General features: G+C 44.1%; 17 protein-coding genes. All 17 read left to right on the forward strand.

Features of this window, described 5'->3' with window-relative positions; all coding sequences use genetic code 11:
• Positions 1–5 precede the first annotated feature (5 nt).
• The gene (fliO, locus tag B4K11_RS17760; protein WP_292956644.1) at positions 6–479 is read left to right on the forward strand and encodes a flagellar biosynthetic protein FliO; all 474 of its coding nucleotides are present in this window, start codon (positions 6–8) and stop codon (positions 477–479) included.
• Positions 472–1,221: a flagellar type III secretion system pore protein FliP gene (gene fliP / locus B4K11_RS17765; RefSeq protein WP_292956699.1), complete on the forward strand. Its 750-nt coding sequence runs from the start codon at positions 472–474 to the stop codon at positions 1,219–1,221. The genes fliO and fliP overlap by 8 nt, the downstream gene beginning before the upstream one ends.
• Positions 1,222–1,245: 24 nt before the next feature.
• Positions 1,246–1,515 carry a flagellar biosynthesis protein FliQ gene (gene fliQ, locus B4K11_RS17770; protein ID WP_292956647.1) on the forward strand — a complete coding sequence of 90 codons (270 nt, stop codon included), beginning with the start codon at positions 1,246–1,248 and terminating at the stop codon, positions 1,513–1,515.
• Between the two features lie 4 nt (positions 1,516–1,519).
• Complete coding sequence (gene fliR / locus B4K11_RS17775; RefSeq protein ID WP_292956650.1) at positions 1,520–2,293, forward strand: flagellar biosynthetic protein FliR; 774 nt, start codon at positions 1,520–1,522, stop codon at positions 2,291–2,293.
• A gap of 9 nt (positions 2,294–2,302) precedes the next feature.
• The gene (gene flhB / locus B4K11_RS17780) at positions 2,303–3,445 is read left to right on the forward strand and encodes a flagellar biosynthesis protein FlhB (protein WP_292956653.1); all 1,143 of its coding nucleotides are present in this window, start codon (positions 2,303–2,305) and stop codon (positions 3,443–3,445) included.
• Between the two features lie 139 nt (positions 3,446–3,584).
• Positions 3,585–5,696: a flagellar biosynthesis protein FlhA gene (flhA, locus tag B4K11_RS17785; RefSeq protein ID WP_292956656.1), complete on the forward strand. Its 2,112-nt coding sequence runs from the start codon at positions 3,585–3,587 to the stop codon at positions 5,694–5,696.
• 42 nt (positions 5,697–5,738) lie between these two features.
• Positions 5,739–7,166 (forward strand): flagellar biosynthesis protein FlhF, encoded by a 1,428-nt coding sequence (gene flhF, locus B4K11_RS17790; RefSeq protein WP_292956659.1) that lies wholly within the window; start codon positions 5,739–5,741, stop codon positions 7,164–7,166.
• Between the two features lie 12 nt (positions 7,167–7,178).
• Positions 7,179–8,009 carry a MinD/ParA family protein gene (locus tag B4K11_RS17795; RefSeq protein WP_292956661.1) on the forward strand — a complete coding sequence of 277 codons (831 nt, stop codon included), beginning with the start codon at positions 7,179–7,181 and terminating at the stop codon, positions 8,007–8,009.
• 12 nt (positions 8,010–8,021) lie between these two features.
• On the forward strand, positions 8,022–8,732 hold the full coding sequence (locus B4K11_RS17800; RefSeq protein WP_292956664.1) for an RNA polymerase sigma factor FliA: 711 nt from the start codon (positions 8,022–8,024) through the stop codon (positions 8,730–8,732).
• 93 nt (positions 8,733–8,825) lie between these two features.
• Positions 8,826–9,197 (forward strand): chemotaxis response regulator CheY, encoded by a 372-nt coding sequence (gene cheY, locus B4K11_RS17805; RefSeq protein WP_292956702.1) that lies wholly within the window; start codon positions 8,826–8,828, stop codon positions 9,195–9,197.
• 20 nt (positions 9,198–9,217) lie between these two features.
• On the forward strand, positions 9,218–10,015 hold the full coding sequence (locus B4K11_RS17810) for a protein phosphatase CheZ (protein ID WP_292956667.1): 798 nt from the start codon (positions 9,218–9,220) through the stop codon (positions 10,013–10,015).
• 12 nt (positions 10,016–10,027) lie between these two features.
• Entirely contained in the window at positions 10,028–12,103 is a 2,076-nt protein-coding gene (locus B4K11_RS17815) for a chemotaxis protein CheA (protein ID WP_292956670.1), read from the forward strand.
• A gap of 24 nt (positions 12,104–12,127) precedes the next feature.
• Positions 12,128–13,357: a protein-glutamate methylesterase/protein-glutamine glutaminase gene (locus B4K11_RS17820; protein WP_292956673.1), complete on the forward strand. Its 1,230-nt coding sequence runs from the start codon at positions 12,128–12,130 to the stop codon at positions 13,355–13,357.
• 3 nt (positions 13,358–13,360) lie between these two features.
• Positions 13,361–14,101 (forward strand): flagellar motor protein, encoded by a 741-nt coding sequence (locus B4K11_RS17825; protein WP_292956676.1) that lies wholly within the window; start codon positions 13,361–13,363, stop codon positions 14,099–14,101.
• A 3-nt stretch (positions 14,102–14,104) separates the two neighbouring features.
• Positions 14,105–15,040 (forward strand): flagellar motor protein MotD, encoded by a 936-nt coding sequence (gene motD / locus B4K11_RS17830; RefSeq protein WP_292956679.1) that lies wholly within the window; start codon positions 14,105–14,107, stop codon positions 15,038–15,040.
• Positions 15,041–15,826, forward strand: coding sequence for a ParA family protein (locus B4K11_RS17835; RefSeq protein WP_292956682.1), 786 nt, complete (start codon positions 15,041–15,043; stop codon positions 15,824–15,826).
• The coding region (locus B4K11_RS17840) for a hypothetical protein (RefSeq protein WP_292959487.1) at positions 15,823–16,077 on the forward strand (255 nt) is incomplete at its 3' end. The genes B4K11_RS17835 and B4K11_RS17840, both read left to right, overlap by 4 nt.

A 16,077-nucleotide genomic window follows, 5' to 3' on the forward strand; every position in this document is an offset into this window, starting at 1 on the left:
TGGATATGCGTCATATTCTTCTTTTCGTTGCCGTTTTTTTTCCTAGTTTCTTATTTGCAGAAGGCAGTACGTCTTCTGCTGTCTCTACTTCATCCGCTCTTACTGAGACTCCGACTTCTTTTAAAGAACCTTTCTCTGGAGAGGCATTAACTCAGCTTGCCGTAGGTATGGTTGTTGTTATAGCCGTGATTTTAATCTTGTCGTGGGCATTAAAGCGTTTTTCGGGGATTTCGCCCATGACAAAAAATATGAGTGTCATCGGTGTTCTACCGCTAAGTTCTCGTGAGAAAGCTATTTTAATCAAAGTCGGAAAACAGCATTTGCTATTAGGTGTGGCCCCAGGGCGAGTGTCTCAGCTTCATGCATTCGAGGAGGGAGAGCTTGAGCTGGGAGATGTTAAAAAAGAGAGTTTTTCGCAACGTTTGGCTGAGGTTGTAAAGCAGAGACAGAATAAACCGGACGGTAAAAATGATGAATAAGTTATTGCCGTTTTTACTGTTCTTATCCGCAGTATTTTTGCCTTCTGCAGTTCAGGCCGCCGATGTAGGGATTCCTGCTTTGACTTTAACAACCACAGAGGATGGGTCGACAAATTACAGTGTGACTTTGCAAGTACTCGCACTGATGACCATGCTGACATTCATACCAGCTATGGTCATGATGATGACTTCCTTTGCTAGGATTATTATTGTCTTTGCTATATTGCGACAGGCTTTGGGTTTACAGCAAACACCATCGAACCAAATCATGGTTGGTATGTCGATGTTCCTGACTTTGTTTATTATGACGCCTGTACTCGATAAGGTTTATGCAGATGCAGTGCAGCCTTATATTAGTGAGGAGTTGACAGTTATTGAGGCTTTTCAGCAAGCAAGCGGTCCTTTTCGTGACTTTATGATGCTGCAAACAAGGGAGAGTGATCTAGGCTTATTTATGAAGATCTCTGATACGCCAGCAGTGGACAGTCCTGAGCAAATTCCTTTTACTGTTTTGGTACCCGCGTTTGTTACGAGTGAATTGAAAACGGCGTTTCAGATAGGTTTTATGCTGTTTATTCCGTTTTTGGTGATAGACCTTGTGGTTGCCAGTGTTTTGATGGCTATGGGTATGATGATGTTGTCACCTGTTATTATCTCTTTGCCTTTTAAAATAATGCTATTCGTTTTGATTGATGGTTGGGCGTTAGTGATAGGAACCTTGGCGGCAAGTTTTGGGATCTAAAGTGGTCAATTCCGGGAGAGTTTTATGACTCCAGAAGTGGTGCTTAGTATTTTTGGTGAGGCTTTTTGGCTGATAGTACTTTTGGTCTCAGTTATTATCGTGCCGAGCCTTATTGTAGGCTTGATCGTGTCTACTTTTCAGGCAGCTACCCAGATCAACGAACAGACTTTAAGTTTCTTGCCGCGTTTATTAATGACGATTTTAATGATTATGTGGGCTGGACCTTGGATTCTGAATCAGCTGATGGAACACTTCTCCGGGTTGATAAAAAATATTCCTTATTTAATAGGATAGTCTTTTGTTTGAGCTTAGTGTTCTACAAATTGAGCAATGGGTATCCGCCTTTCTCTGGCCCTTCTTTCGTATCGCTTCATTTTTTATGGCAGTTCCTCTTTTGGGAAGTCAGCTAGTTAATGCGCGAGTGAGGATGATGCTTGCGTTAGCTTTGGCTGTTGTGGTTTCCCCCTTGTTACCTGTGATGCCTGTATTTGATGCATTGAGCGCAAATACTTATCTAATTATTGGGCAGCAGATACTTGTTGGTGCAATGCTAGGGTTTCTCTTTCAGATTTTTTACCAGATATTTGTATTGGGCGGTCAAATGATTGCTATGCAGATGGGTTTGGGTTTTGCTTCCATGACGGATCCTACGAATGGTATATCTGTTGTTATGTTGGGGCAGTTTTATCTCACCCTGATTATGATGATATTTATCTCACTAAACGGACATTTAGTGATGATAGAGATTATTGTAAGGAGCTTTGATGTTGTTCCTGTGAGTTTGTCTGCCATTAATAGGGAAAGTTACTGGCGGGTAGCGATGTCTGGGAGCTGGATGTTCTCTGCCGCAATGTTAATGGCTTTGCCTGCGGTAACAGCCTTGTTAGTTGTTAACATGGCATTTGGCATTATGTCTCGAGCTGCACCACAGTTAAATATTCTTGCGGTTGGTTTTCCATTTACGATGGTGCTAGGTTTATTTATAAACTGGGTTAATCTAGGCGGTTTTCTTGATCAGTACATGAGAATCTCTAGTTTTGTCTTGGATTACATTGAGCAGTTATTTCTTTAAGGAAACGCTATGGCTGAAGAATCTGGACAAGAAAAAACAGAAGACCCCACCCCCAAGCGAATCAAGGAGGCGCGTGAGAAAGGTGACGTTCCCCGGTCAAAAGAGCTTGCAACGACGCTGGTGCTGATGGCGGCCGTTTTCTCTGTGATTATTTTCGGCTCGATTTTAGCGGATAGTATGATTGGTATGGTCGAGAGTAATCTAGTTCTCGATCGTCAAGCAGTTTTTGATCCTAATAAAATGCTGGCTCATTTCGAAACTTCAGTAGCTGAGGCTATATTGGGGCTTGCGGGTGTTTTCTTCTCTCTTTTAATTGCTGCGTTAGTCGGGCCAATAGCCTTGGGTGGATGGAACTTCAGCGGTGATTCTATTATCCCTAAAGGAAGTCGAATAAGCCCGCTAGCAGGGATTAAGCGTATGTTTTCGCTTAAGTCATTGGTTGAATTGTTTAAAGCGATTGCGAAATTTTCCTTAGTGGGTGGCTTTGCAATTATTATTTTGTGGAACCTTCGTAGTGATATATTGGCATTAGCTACATTTGAGCCAAGGCCGGCTATTGATGCTGCTTTAGATATTATTATCTGGGTTTTTATGGCGCTGAGTGCGGTGTTGATTTTAGTCGCTATTGTTGATGTCCCATATCAGCTTTATGAATACACTGAAAAAATGAAAATGACTCTGCAGGAAGTTAAGGATGAGTTGAAAAACACTGAAGGTAAGCCGGAAGTTAAGGGGCGTATCCGACAGTTGCAAAGGGAGATCGCTCAAAGGCAGATGATGGGTGCTGTGCCCGAGGCTGATGTTGTCATTACTAACCCGACGCATTATGCGGTTGCTTTGAAATATGAAGAGCAGGGTGGTGGCGGTGCGCCCGTAATGGTGGCTAAAGGGGTTGATTTTGTTGCTTTGAAAATCAGAGAGGTCGCGGAGGAGCATGATGTTCCTATTTTGTCTGCGCCACCTTTAGCGCGTGCAATTTATCACTCAACAGAGATCAATGATGAGATTCCTTCAGGCTTATTTATGGCTGTAGCCCAAGTGCTTGCCTATGTCTTTCAGCTTAAGCGGTTTAAAAATCGTGAAGCAGAAAGGCCTACAGAGCTTAAAGTCAAAGATTTACCCATACCTGATGAATACAGTGACGACCAATAAGTGGCTTAAAAATTGCAATATTTAGCCATTGTGCGGTCGTTCGTCAAAAAAATAGCGTATTATGTGCTTTGATGTGCAAATATAGGCTTTCTTGGCTGAATGATGCTAAAAGTGATGTTTTTTTGACGGAAAATGAGAATTGGTAGATAAGGCGGTAGTCCTAGATAATGTTAAGAGCTTGAGCAAAGGCAATATAGGTGTGCCTTTGTTGTTGCTTGTTATCTTGGCTATGGTTACTTTGCCTGTGCCACCCTTCCTTCTTGATGTTTTATTTACCTTCAATATTGCTCTTTCGATTGTAGTTCTTCTTGTTTGTGTCTATTCAGACAGACCTCTTGATTTTGCCATTTTTCCTACAATTATTCTTATTGCCACACTGTTACGATTATCACTGAACGTCGCATCTACCCGTGTTGTTTTGCTTTATGGGCATGAAGGTGGTGATGCGGCTGGTAAGGTAATTGAAGCCTTTGGTGAGGTTGTTGTTGGCGGGAACTATGTTGTAGGTTTCGTTGTTTTCCTTATTTTAATCATTATTAATTTCGTTGTTGTGACTAAAGGTGCTGGTCGTATATCTGAGGTTAGCGCGCGTTTTACCTTGGACGCAATGCCCGGTAAACAGATGGCTATTGATGCTGATTTGAATGCCGGTTTGATCGGGCAGGAGGATGCGCGTAAGCGTCGTGAGGATGTTACTCAGGAGGCAGACTTCTACGGCTCGATGGATGGTGCGTCTAAGTTTGTTCGTGGTGACGCGGTTGCCGGTATATTGATATTGGTTATCAACTTGCTAGGTGGTTTGGGCATCGGGATGTTGCAGCATGATCTCGATTTCGAAACAGCAATGCGTTTTTATTCGTTGTTAACTATCGGTGATGGTTTGGTTGCTCAGATTCCATCGCTTTTGCTGTCTACTGCTGCCGCTATCATGGTTACTCGTCAAAATGTATCGCATGATATGGGTAAGCAGGTTGTTTCCCAGATGTTTGCGTCGCCTAAAGCGCTGGTGGTTGCTGCTGGTATTATGACGGTGATGGGTATTATTCCAGGTATGCCGCATGTGGCATTTCTGTCATTAGCTCTTCTTTCTGCCGGTGGTGCTTGGTGGGTGATCAAGAAGGAAAAGGAGCGTGTTCAGGTTGAGGAAGATAAGGCTAAGGAAGAGGCCGAACTGCCTGAAGAGCCTGAATCAGAGAAACGAGAGCTTGATTGGGATGATGTGATGCCTGTGGACATGATCGGGCTCGAGGTGGGTTATCGCTTAATTCCTATGGTTGACAAAATGCAGGGTGGTCAGCTGCTAAGTCGAATAAAAGGGGTAAGGAAAAAGCTATCCCAGGATCTTGGTTTTTTGGTTCCTTCTGTCCATATTCGGGATAATCTTGACTTGTTGCCAGGTGCTTATCGAATAACCTTAATGGGGGTTGTTGTTGGCGATTCCGAGGTCTATCCCGATCGGGAGTTAGCGATTAATCCAGGTCAAGTGTTTGGTAAGTTGCAAGGGGTTGAGGTTCAAGACCCTGCATTTGGTTTGGATGCCATTTGGATTGAACAGTCCCAGAAGGAGCAAGCGCAGTCTTTAGGCTATACGGTGGTTGATGCATCTACGGTGGTGGCTACTCATCTGAATCAGTTGCTACAACTGCATGCCCATGAGCTGCTGGGGCATGAAGAGGTTCAGCAGTTATTAGATATGTTGACGAAGACCTCACCTAAGCTGGTTGAAGAGTTGGTTCCAGGGAAGCTTTCCTTTAGCGTTTTACTGAAAGTGCTGCAAAACTTGCTTATGGAACAGGTGCCGTTAAAAGATTTTCGTACGATTGCAGAGTCTTTAGCGGATGCGGTTAACCGTACACAGGATCCTTTGGGTTTGACTGCAGCGGTTAGGGTTTCTTTAGCGCGATTGATTGTACAAAATATTAATGGTTCTGAGGCTGAATTGCCTGTGATAACGCTTGCGCCTCAGCTTGAGCAGCTATTGCTCAACTCTGTTCAGCAGGGTCAGGATAACGGATTGGTGTTAGAGCCGGGTATGGCTGAAAGGTTGCAATCCTCTCTCTCTGAAACTGCGACCCAGCAGGAGATGATGGGCAGGCCTTCAGTGTTATTGGTTGCTGCTCCAGTAAGGCCGCTTATGTCTAAATTTGTTCGCTATGGAGAGCATCAGATACATGTGCTGTCCTATCAAGAAGTTCCTGAAAATAAGAAGGTTACTATCGTTGCGACGGTTGGAGGTGAAGTAAATGGCTAAGTGTATTGTAGCTAAGCTTTATCCGGCCGATAAGGAATGGATATGAAAGTAAAACGTTTCTTTGCTCCTGACATGAGGCAGGCGATGAGAAGGGTCCGAGATGAAATCGGCCCCGACGCAGTTATTGTGTCCAATCATCGTGTTGCTGGTGGTGTTGAGGTTGTTGCGGCTCATGAGAATGACTACGAAGTTGCGCAGCAAGAATTTACCCGGAAAAAGAAGGTTACTCAGAAGCGTCAAGGCCAGATCGATGTTCTCACTAAAGGGCGTGACGGTAATCTAGAGAGTGAGCTGCAAAAAGCCAGAATGCAGATAGCTGAAGCAAATCAGACGGGTCGTCAAAATTCTGACATGGCAGGAAAGGTTAATCGTCAGCTAGATGCAGACGATGAGGATTTGCGTTCCATCCTTACCTCACTTAAGCAGCGGCAGAAGCAAAAAGCGAATGTTGCTTTTCAGAATTCGCTCAATGCTTCCGCATTGGGTGAGAATTCTTTGGGGCTTGATCTCCAGGATGAATTATCGATGCCGCCGTCCAGTTCTGGCGGTGCGAATGATCAGATGATTCGTTCTATGCAGGATGAAATAGCGCAGTTAAAAAATCTTTTAAGCCAGCAGATCGCAACTTCCCAAATGGGAGGGGCTGCTCATAGTAAACCACCTGTGCAGCGCAAGTTAGAACTATTGGGGGTTAGTGAAAAGTTATCCTCTCATCTTCTTACAAGTATGGATGTTCAAGTTTCCCCAGATAAGGCTTGGAAGAGCGCTTTGTCAAAGTTGTCTGAATCAATTCCGGTTTTAGGTGAGGACTTTATTGAGCGGGGCGGGATGATCGCTTTTGTTGGTCCTACCGGTGTAGGTAAAACAACAACGATTGGTAAACTGGCTGCACGCTATGTTTTAAAGTATGGCAGCTCAAGTTTGGCGCTGGTTACCACTGATACGTTCAGAATCGCTGCGCATGAACAATTACGTACATTTGGGCGGATTCTCGATGTGCCAGTGCGCGTGGTTGATGCTACAAATAGTTTAGATGATGTTCTGCATTCTTTAAGAAATAAACGGCTGGTATTGATTGATACAGCGGGCTTAAATGCTCAGGAGCCTCATAGTGAGGCTCAGCTTGAAATGCTTGAGGGTGTTTCTTTACGCTTGAAAAAGTTGTTGGTTGTGTCTTGCAGTAGTCAGCGACGAGTGGTTGAGCAGGCTTATAACGCGTACAAACGATTGGGTTTGAATGGATGTGTTTTAAGTAAGATGGATGAGTCCGGAAGTTTAGGTGAGGCTATTTCTCTCATAGTTGAGAAGGGCCTGCCTGTGACTTATGTGACGGATGGGCAGCGGATACCGGATGATATTGACGTTGCTAAGAAGAATGAATTGGTAAGTAGGGCTGTAATTACAGCGCAAAGGGCAATTGAAGCTGAGAAAAATGTGTCCGCTTTAGATGCAGCTTATAAAATGGGTTAGTGGTGATATTTAATGGTTAATCAACATAAGCCCGTTAAGGTTATAGCTGTAACGGGCGGCAAAGGCGGGGTGGGTAAAACCAATGTGTCAGTTAATTTGGCACTCGCGCTTGGGGATCTGGGACATCGTGCTGTCTTGATGGATGCGGATTTAGGTTTGGCTAATGTGGATGTATTGCTAGGGTTGCGGCCTAAAAAAGATATATCGGATGTTTTAAACGGAGAATGCGGCTTAAAAGATGTGATGTTAGATGTAGGGGAGAATCTAAAAATTGTTCCTGCATGCTCTGGTACTCAGGAGATGACGGCGCTATCACCCCATGAGCATGCTGAGTTAATTCATGCATTTAATGAAGTTTCTGACGATATTGATGTGTTAATTATTGACACGGCGGCCGGTATCTCTGATTCTGTTGTTAGCTTTGTGAAGGCTGCTCAAGAAGTTTTAGTCGTAGTTTGTGATGAACCTACGTCAATTACCGATGCTTATGCTTTAATTAAGTTGTTAAATCGTGATTACAAAATGACTCGCTTCCGCGTTTTGGCCAATATGGTGAGAACGGATACAGAAGGAAGGAGTATGTTTGGTAAGTTATTAACGGTTACGGACAGGTTTCTTGATGTGACGCTTCAATATGTGGGTTCAATCCCTTATGATGAAAATGTTCGTAAGGCGGTTCAGCGCCAAGTGGCTGTTTTAAAAGCTTTTCCAAAGAGCAAGGTCTCCTTGGCATATCGTCAGTTAGCGAATAAAGTAAATGGGTGGCCAGTGCAAACTGTTCCCAGAGGTCATTTAGAGTTTTTTGTTGAGCGGCTTGTACAGGGAGCGCGCCCATCGGATTGATAAAGAGGCAGTATGTACAACCAGCTGCAATTACAATCGAGTGATGAGTTAATTCAGCAGTATGCGCCGCTAGTTAAACGTATTGCTCATCACCTGTTGGCACGGCTGCCAGCAACAGTATTATTGGATGATTTAATTCAGGCCGGTATGCTCGGTCTGCTTGAAGCTGCAAAGAAATATGATGCAGCTAAAGGTGCTAGTTTCGAAACTTATGCAGGGATCCGCATTCGTGGCTCCATCATTGATGAAGTTCGCCGAGGGGATTGGACGCCTCGTTCTGTTCATCGTAATAGTCGTCGGGTTACCGAGGCCATTCAGAAGGTTGAAGCTCGTACGGGACGTGATGCAAGTGATTCATCCGTCGCAAAAGAGCTGGATATCACGGTAGATGAATACCATAACTTACTGAAAGATACTTTAGATAGCCGATTATTTAGTTTTGAGGAGATGATTAATCCTCAACATGAGGGTCCAGGGGAGTCATTTGCTAATGATGATCCGGGTCCAAATCAAAATTTTGAGCGTGAATCATTTTTAAAAGCGCTAAGTCGAGCTATAAATAATCTACCAGAACGAGAAAAATTGGTATTAGCGCTCTATTATGATGAAGAGTTAAATTTAAAAGAGATTGGCCAGGTTTTGGGTGTAAGCGAATCTCGAGTAAGTCAGATTCATAGTCAGGCAGCACTTAGATTGCGTTCACGTTTGAGTGAATGGCAATAAAAAGGGTTGACCCGACTCAACGTAATTGCGGTAATTAAGCGTAAACTCAACGGGTTGCGCAGCTCTAACGGGAGGCACGTCTTGAATAAAGACATGAAGATTCTTGTAGTAGATGATTTTTCTACGATGAGACGAATTATTAAAAACCTACTACGCGATTTGGGCATGACAAATGTTCAGGAAGCAGATGATGGGCAAACCGCTTTGCCAATTTTAAAGCAAGGTGGGATCGATTTCTTAGTAACAGATTGGAATATGCCAGGTATGACAGGCATTGAACTGTTAAAAGAGGTTCGTTCGGATCCTAAATTGGCTCCTATGCCCGTTCTCATGGTAACTGCAGAGGCTAAGAAGGAGCAGATAATTGCTGCTGCTCAAGCTGGGGTAAATGGGTATGTTGTTAAGCCGTTTACGGCCGCTGTGCTGAAAGAGAAGATTGACAAGATCTTTGAGCGCCTAGGTTAACAGAGAAAGGGTTGGTTTTAATGATTTCAGGAACAGGCAAAGGGATGGGACACTTCGAAATGGATCTGCAGTTGAAGGCGCAGGAGTTGGTTTCTGTCCTCAATGAAGGGAAGCTTTCTGATGCGATGGAAATCATTCAGGAACTTCATGAGTTTCGGCATCAGACATTTTTTAGTGAGGTAGGTCATCTCACTCGCGGCTTGCATGAAGCAATCAAGTCATTTTCGACTGAACTTGGTTCCAGTCTTGAAATTGATGATGGTTCTCCTGTTCAAGAGGATGCAGATGCTGCGGATCGATTGAATTACGTCATTGAAATAACAGAAAAAAATGCGCACGATACAATGGATCGTGTGGATAAAGCGCTATCTTTAGTGGATAAGCTAGATTCACAAAGTGAGCGTTTCAAAGATTTATTATCATTAGTGGGGCAATTAGAAAAGGAACATGACTCACTCAATGGTGTTTATGATCGGACATGTGCAGTTAAAGAAGAGTCCGAACAGACGATCGGTATTTTGCGTGAAGAGCTGACCGATATCGTCGTATCTCAAAGCTACCAAGATATTACAGGGCAGTTGATTCGCCGTGTAATTAACCTTGTAACTAATGTGGAAACACATCTAGTTGGGCTGATGGAGATGGCTGCGCAGGTTGAAAGGCTGTCAGGAGTTGAAATACTTTCTGGTACAGATGATCAGCAGACTAATAAAAAGAATCCTATTCAGGCTGAAGGGCCGCAAATCAATAAAGAGAGTGCTGATGTTGTCAGCAATCAAGATGAAGTTGATGATTTGCTGTCAAGCCTGGGTTTTTAAGAGGAACGCTATATGAGTTTGGAAGTGGATCAGGAAATTCTTGAAGACTTTCTTGTGGAAGCAGGTGAGATTCTTGAGCAATTATCTGAGCAGTTAGTCGATCTGGAACAGCGTCCTGATGACAGTGACCTGCTTAATGCTATTTTTCGAGGCTTCCATACGGTTAAAGGTGGCGCAGGTTTCTTGCAATTAGAGCCAATGGTTGATTGCTGTCACAATGCTGAGAACCTCTTTGACATGCTGCGTAATGGGGATATCAAAGTAACCCCAGAGTTAATGGACGTAGTGCTGCAGGCTTTAGATTCTGTAAATGTAATGTTTGAAGCTGTCCGAGGTGGTCAAGAATTAGAACCAGCGGACCCTCAGTTAATACAGGCACTGATTGCTTGTACCACCGGCGGTGCGGCAGCTGCTCCTGCTGAGCCTGCACCTGTTGCTCCACCTGTACCCGCTCCTGCTCCTGTAGCTCCTCCCGCTTCAGCAGATCAGTCATCTGATGAATTTGATATGTTGTTGGGCGATCTTGGAGAGCCTGCACCTGCAGCAGAGCCGGTAGATGATGGTTTGATTACAGAAGATGAATTTGATGCGTTGCTTGATGAACTACATGGGCCTGGAAAGGGTCCCGCAGCAGGCAGTGAAACTAAGCAGCCAGCAGTAGAAGAGTCAGCCCCCGCAGCAGATCTTATTACAGAAGATGAATTTGAAGCGTTATTAGACGAATTACAGTCGCAAGGTAAAGGGGCTTTTGCAGAACAAGCTACTCCTCAACCTGACGCTGAAGTGGCTCCAGTTGCTGCGCCTGAAGTGGTAGCCCCGGCACAAACGCCAGCTGCACCAGCACCGACCCCAGCAGCAAAACCAGCCAAAAAAGACCCGAATGCCGATGCAGTTAAGGCTGCTCATCAGCAAGCGAAGCCGCAGCCTGAAAGTAATGTTCGAGTCGATACCCGTTTGCTCGATAAAATCATGAATATGGTTGGTGAGTTAGTTTTAGTCCGAAACCGCCTTGTTCGTTTGGGTGTGACTCGAGAAGATGAGGAGATGGCTAAGGCTCTCGGCACACTCGATATGGTAACAGCAGATTTGCAGATGTCGGTCATGAAAACCCGAATGCAGCCTGTTAAGAAAGTATTTGGCCGATTCCCTCGTTTGATTAGAGATTTATCCCGTAACTTGAAGAAAGAAATTCGTCTTGAGTTACGAGGAGAAGAAACTGATTTAGATAAAAACTTAGTGGAAGCTCTAGCTGATCCATTGATTCACTTAGTGCGTAACGCGGTTGATCATGGTATTGAAGCACCTGCTGTACGTACCGCTGCGGGTAAACCGAGTGAAGGTCATGTATTGCTGTCTGCAGAGCAAGAAGGTGATCATATCCTGTTGATAATTCAGGATGATGGTGCTGGAATGGATGCAGAAAAACTGCGTGAGCTCGCCATTGAGCGAGGCATGATGGATGCAGAAGCTGCCCGTCGTCTCACGGAACAAGAGTGTTTCAACCTGATCTTTGCTGCCGGCTTCTCAACGAAGAAGGAAATTTCCGATGTGTCCGGTCGTGGCGTCGGAATGGATGTTGTTAAAACTAAAATTACTCAGTTGAATGGTACGCTAAGTATCGATTCAGTGATTGGGCAGGGATCGCGTATAGCAATCCAGGTTCCATTGACGTTGGCAATTATGCCAACACTGATGGTTATCCTTGAAGACCAAGCTTTCGCATTGCCGCTAGTAAATGTTAACGAAATATTTAATTTGGATTTGACCAAAACTAACGTTGTTGATGGTCAACAAGTTATTATTGTTCGTGACCAAGCTCTTCCTTTATTCCACCTTAAACGTTGGTTGATTGATGGTCAGCAAGGCGCAGATCTACCTGAACAGGGGCACGTTGTTATTGTGACCGTGGGGACTCAGCGTGTAGGTTTTGTTGTTGATCAGCTAGTCGGGCAAGAAGAGGTAGTAATTAAACCGTTAGGTACCATCTTGCATGGTACTCCTGGTCTATCAGGCGCTACCATTACTGGTGACGGCCGAATAGCCTTGATCATTGATATACCTAATCTGCTTAAATATTACTCTTCTTGATAGTTACTAAGGAGAGTATCTTTTATGCCAGTTAAGGTCTTGATTGTTGATGATTCGGGTTTTTTTAGGCATCGCATCAGCGATCTCCTCTCTGGAGATAGTCGTATCGACGTGGTGGGTACGGCTCAAAACGGTAAAGAAGCTGTAGAACAGGCTAAGAAGTTACGACCTGACCTCATAACTATGGATGTGGAAATGCCTCAGATGAATGGCATTGAAGCGGTTCGGGTTATTATGCGTGAATGTCCCACGAATATTTTGATGCTTTCATCGTTAACTCACGAAGGGGCTCAGGTCACCTTGCAGGCGATGGAAGCAGGCGCCCTCGATTATCTGTCAAAAGATATGCGCGCTTGGATGGAACATTCTAGCTCATTAGAGACGCAGTTGAGGGATAAAGTTGTAGAGCTTGGACGTTCTAGGCATGCTCGTTTACGTAGTACATTTACTGCATCTTCTAACTCGAGTGCATCGAGCAAGTCGATGGTATTCAGGCCGGAGAAACGATCTGTTTCTAGATCCGTTGGCTCTGAAAATTCAGCAACTAAACCGAGCCGCTTTCACAAGGACTCTATTAAATCTGAGGTGGCTAAAAAGCCTGATCGTTTATCTGATCGTCCAAGTTTAGAGCGTAAGCAATCTCCTGCATCGCCCCCTCAACGTTCATATAGCAAAAAAGGAATGCCGGATTGTCGAATTGTGGTGATTGGATCATCAACCGGCGGTCCCGCTGCTTTACAGCAAATACTGACACAGCTTCCCGCTAGTTTTCCTCATCCCATTTTACTTGTTCAGCATATGCCGAAAACATTTACGTCGGTGTTTGCTACCCGCTTAAATCAGCAGTGTAATATAGCGGTTAAAGAAGCTGAGGACGGAGATAAACTTATGCCAGGGCGTGCATTGTTGGCACCGGGTGGGCATCAGATGATTATAGATCCCCGTCACAGCGACAAAGTGCGAATAATGCCAGGTGATGAGCGTTTAACTTATAAACCTAGTGTCGATGTCACTTATGCATCGGCTGCAAAAAGTTTTAGCAATAAAGTGTTAGCAATTATTCTGACAGGAATGGGGGCTGATGGTTGTGATGGTGCCAAATTATTGCGCCAGCAAGGTGCTACGATTTGGGCGCAAAATCAGGATAGCTGTACTATTTATGGCATGCCTCAAGCTGTAGTAAATGCAGGATTGGCGGATGAGATTCTAGACTTAAGTGAATTTGCTCCCTTGTTAAGTAATAAAAGGCCTTAATTGATGGATTTTACGGCAATAATTGGTTTGCTTTTGGCATTGGCCGCAGTGCTTGGCGGAAATTATTTAGAAGGCGGGCAGTTTCAGGAGCTCCTTAACTTACCTGCTGCGGCAATTGTTATTTGCGGAACACTGGCTGCTGCGATCATTCAGTCGCCGAGACAGGATCTGCTAAGGTCTTTTAAGCTTTTAGGCTGGGCATTCGGTAATAACCAACAAGACCTGTCTAAAACTATTGATAAAATTGTTAACTGGTGTGTGATTGCACGCAGAAAAGGCTTATTGGCGCTAGAAGCTGAAGTTGAAAAAGAAGATGAGCTCTTTGTTAAATCAGGACTGTTATTGTTGGTTGACGGTAAAGGTGCTGACGTGATTCGGAGTACGCTTGAGGTCGAGCTAATTACGCTGGAACAGCGAGACCTTCAAGGCGCTAAGGTCATTGAAAGCATGGGCGGTTATGCTCCAACTTTAGGTATTATTGGCGCTGTTCTTGGGTTAATACACGTGATGAGTAATCTCTCAGACCCCGAAGGTTTGGGTGCCGGCATTGCGACCGCATTTGTTGCTACAATATACGGTATTGGTATCGCGAACCTTTTTTTCTTACCTGTAGCAAATAAAATTAAAAGTTTAGTTTTGATGCGTTATCAACACCAAGAGATGGTTTTAGATGGTTTAATGTCTATTGCTGAAGGTCAGAACCCCAAAGCTATTCAGCAAAGACTACAAGGGTATTTGAGGTAGCCTATGCCTCGTAGACAACAGATAGATGATGGCCCGAGAAGTGATCGCTGGGTTATTTCCTATGCAGATTTTATAACTCTGCTGTTTGCTTTTTTTGTGGTTATGTATGCCATATCCTCTGTGAACGAAGATAAATATAAACATCTAACTGAGGCTCTCTCCGGTGTGTTTATGGGGGCTGATCGAGTAGTGGATGCTGGAATCAATACTGTTGGTGGGCAAAGTAATAGTGGTTTTGGGATTTTTATCGGTGGTAAGACAGATATAGATGTTCCTGAGGTTACAATTTCTCCTCCAGATCAGGAAGAAACACATGCATTAAAAGCTCTACAAGAAGAGATGGAAGTGAGCTTTGCTAAACTGATTAATGATGGGCAAATTAAAGTAACGGGTAATGATTTATGGCTCTCAATTGAATTGAGGTCTAATTATTTATTTCCCTCGGGAGGTGCGTTACCTAATATTGTTGCCGATGAGCTTCTTGAACAAATTGCCCAAATGCTAAAGGGGCGTGAAAACCCAATACATGTGGAAGGGTTTACCGATAATCAACAGATATCCACGGATGCTTTTCCATCTAATTGGGAGCTTTCTTCAGCGCGTGCAGCAGCAGTAGTTAGGCTGCTAGCTTATTTTGGTGTGGAACCTGAGCGCATGGCGGCTGTCGGTTATGGGGAATTTCAGCCGGCGTATAGTAATCGAACCGCTGAAGGGCAAAGATTGAATCGAAGGGTACTGATTGTTGTGTCGCGAGATGAAAAAGTGCGACGAACGGTCTCTTCGTTCGGTAGCCAGCAGGTTAGTGCGGATGCAGTTTCTACTGTGCTATCGAATCCAGATAAAGAAATTATACCTGTCATTGAACAGGTTGAAACCGGTGATGGGGGGGTCTTGTTCAGACGAGCTGAGCCTGAGCCTTCGCAGCAGGAAGATAATTAAATGCATGTATGGTCTGTAGCCAATCAAAAAGGTGGGGTCGGCAAAACGACGACGGTTGTTACTGTCGCGGGTCTATTGGCAGAAGTCGGTTACCGAGTATTGTTGATTGATCTTGATCCTCATGGTTCATTAACTAGTTATTTTGGATATGACCCTGATGAGCTTGAAGATAGCGTTTATGACCTGTTTACAGGTAATAGCAAGATAAAGCGGGATGATGTCACTCGTTTATTGCTAAAAAGTAGTCATGAGCGTATTGAATTAATTCCAGCGTCTACTGCTATGGCAACGCTTGAGCGTAAAGCGATCGGTGATCAGGGTATGGGATTACAGGTGGCTAAGGCGTTAGCCGAAGTAAAAGATCGTTATGATTATGTATTGATTGATAGTCCTCCTGTTTTAGGTGTGTTGATGGTGAATGCATTAGCAGCTTGTCATCATCTGTTAGTGCCGGTGCAAACAGAATTTCTAGCACTTAAGGGTCTAGAAAGAATGGTTCGCACGATTAATATGATAAATAGAGCGCGAAGTAAGAAAATCTCTTTCACTATTATTCCAACTTTTTATGATCGTCGGACGCAGGCCTCTGTAAGTAGTTTACGTGAACTGCATCATAAGTATCCCAATGAGATATCAAATGCCGTCATACCTGTTGATACTAAATTTCGTAATGCGAGTATTCAGGGAATGGTACCTTCTGTAATGGATTCTAGTAGTCGAGGGGTTCATTCTTATGCGCGTTTATTACGCTCACTCCTTGAACGTCAAAAACAGGAGGTTTTATGAGCGAATCTAAAAAAGATACTGCCGATTTAGGTGAAGTTCAGGGCGTCCAAAAATTAGTTTTTGATTACTTAGAGTCTCTGCTTTCGGATCCTGATGCTGGTATTGATACTGAAGCAGAGATTGCTGCCATTAATGAACAGATGGCGGCTGAAGCATCTGATGATGAAATTAAAACAGATGAGAGTGCAGAAAATATTGTTGCTCGGGCTGACGAGAACGATAATCTTGTAGAGCCAGAGCCAGAGCCAGAG

The organism is Neptuniibacter sp. UBA6509 (assembly GCA_002435145.1).
In the GTDB taxonomy this organism is placed as follows: Bacteria; Pseudomonadota; Gammaproteobacteria; order Pseudomonadales; family Balneatricaceae; genus Neptuniibacter.

Bases quoted from the DNA above. Each gene is read 5' to 3' on its own strand.
- fliO (WP_292956644.1), top strand. From the start codon at position 6: ATGCGTCATATTCTTCTTTTCGTTGCCGTTTTTTTTCCTAGTTTCTTA.
- fliP (WP_292956699.1), top strand. From the start codon at position 472: ATGAATAAGTTATTGCCGTTTTTACTGTTCTTATCCGCAGTATTTTTG.
- fliQ (WP_292956647.1), top strand. From the start codon at position 1,246: ATGACTCCAGAAGTGGTGCTTAGTATTTTTGGTGAGGCTTTTTGGCTG.
- flhB (WP_292956653.1), top strand. From the start codon at position 2,303: ATGGCTGAAGAATCTGGACAAGAAAAAACAGAAGACCCCACCCCCAAG.
- flhF (WP_292956659.1), top strand. From the start codon at position 5,739: ATGAAAGTAAAACGTTTCTTTGCTCCTGACATGAGGCAGGCGATGAGA.
- B4K11_RS17795 (WP_292956661.1), top strand. From the start codon at position 7,179: ATGGTTAATCAACATAAGCCCGTTAAGGTTATAGCTGTAACGGGCGGC.
- B4K11_RS17800 (WP_292956664.1), top strand. From the start codon at position 8,022: ATGTACAACCAGCTGCAATTACAATCGAGTGATGAGTTAATTCAGCAG.
- cheY (WP_292956702.1), top strand. From the start codon at position 8,826: ATGAAGATTCTTGTAGTAGATGATTTTTCTACGATGAGACGAATTATT.
- B4K11_RS17810 (WP_292956667.1), top strand. From the start codon at position 9,218: ATGATTTCAGGAACAGGCAAAGGGATGGGACACTTCGAAATGGATCTG.
- B4K11_RS17815 (WP_292956670.1), top strand. From the start codon at position 10,028: ATGAGTTTGGAAGTGGATCAGGAAATTCTTGAAGACTTTCTTGTGGAA.
- B4K11_RS17820 (WP_292956673.1), top strand. From the start codon at position 12,128: ATGCCAGTTAAGGTCTTGATTGTTGATGATTCGGGTTTTTTTAGGCAT.
- B4K11_RS17825 (WP_292956676.1), top strand. From the start codon at position 13,361: ATGGATTTTACGGCAATAATTGGTTTGCTTTTGGCATTGGCCGCAGTG.
- motD (WP_292956679.1), top strand. From the start codon at position 14,105: ATGCCTCGTAGACAACAGATAGATGATGGCCCGAGAAGTGATCGCTGG.
- B4K11_RS17835 (WP_292956682.1), top strand. From the start codon at position 15,041: ATGCATGTATGGTCTGTAGCCAATCAAAAAGGTGGGGTCGGCAAAACG.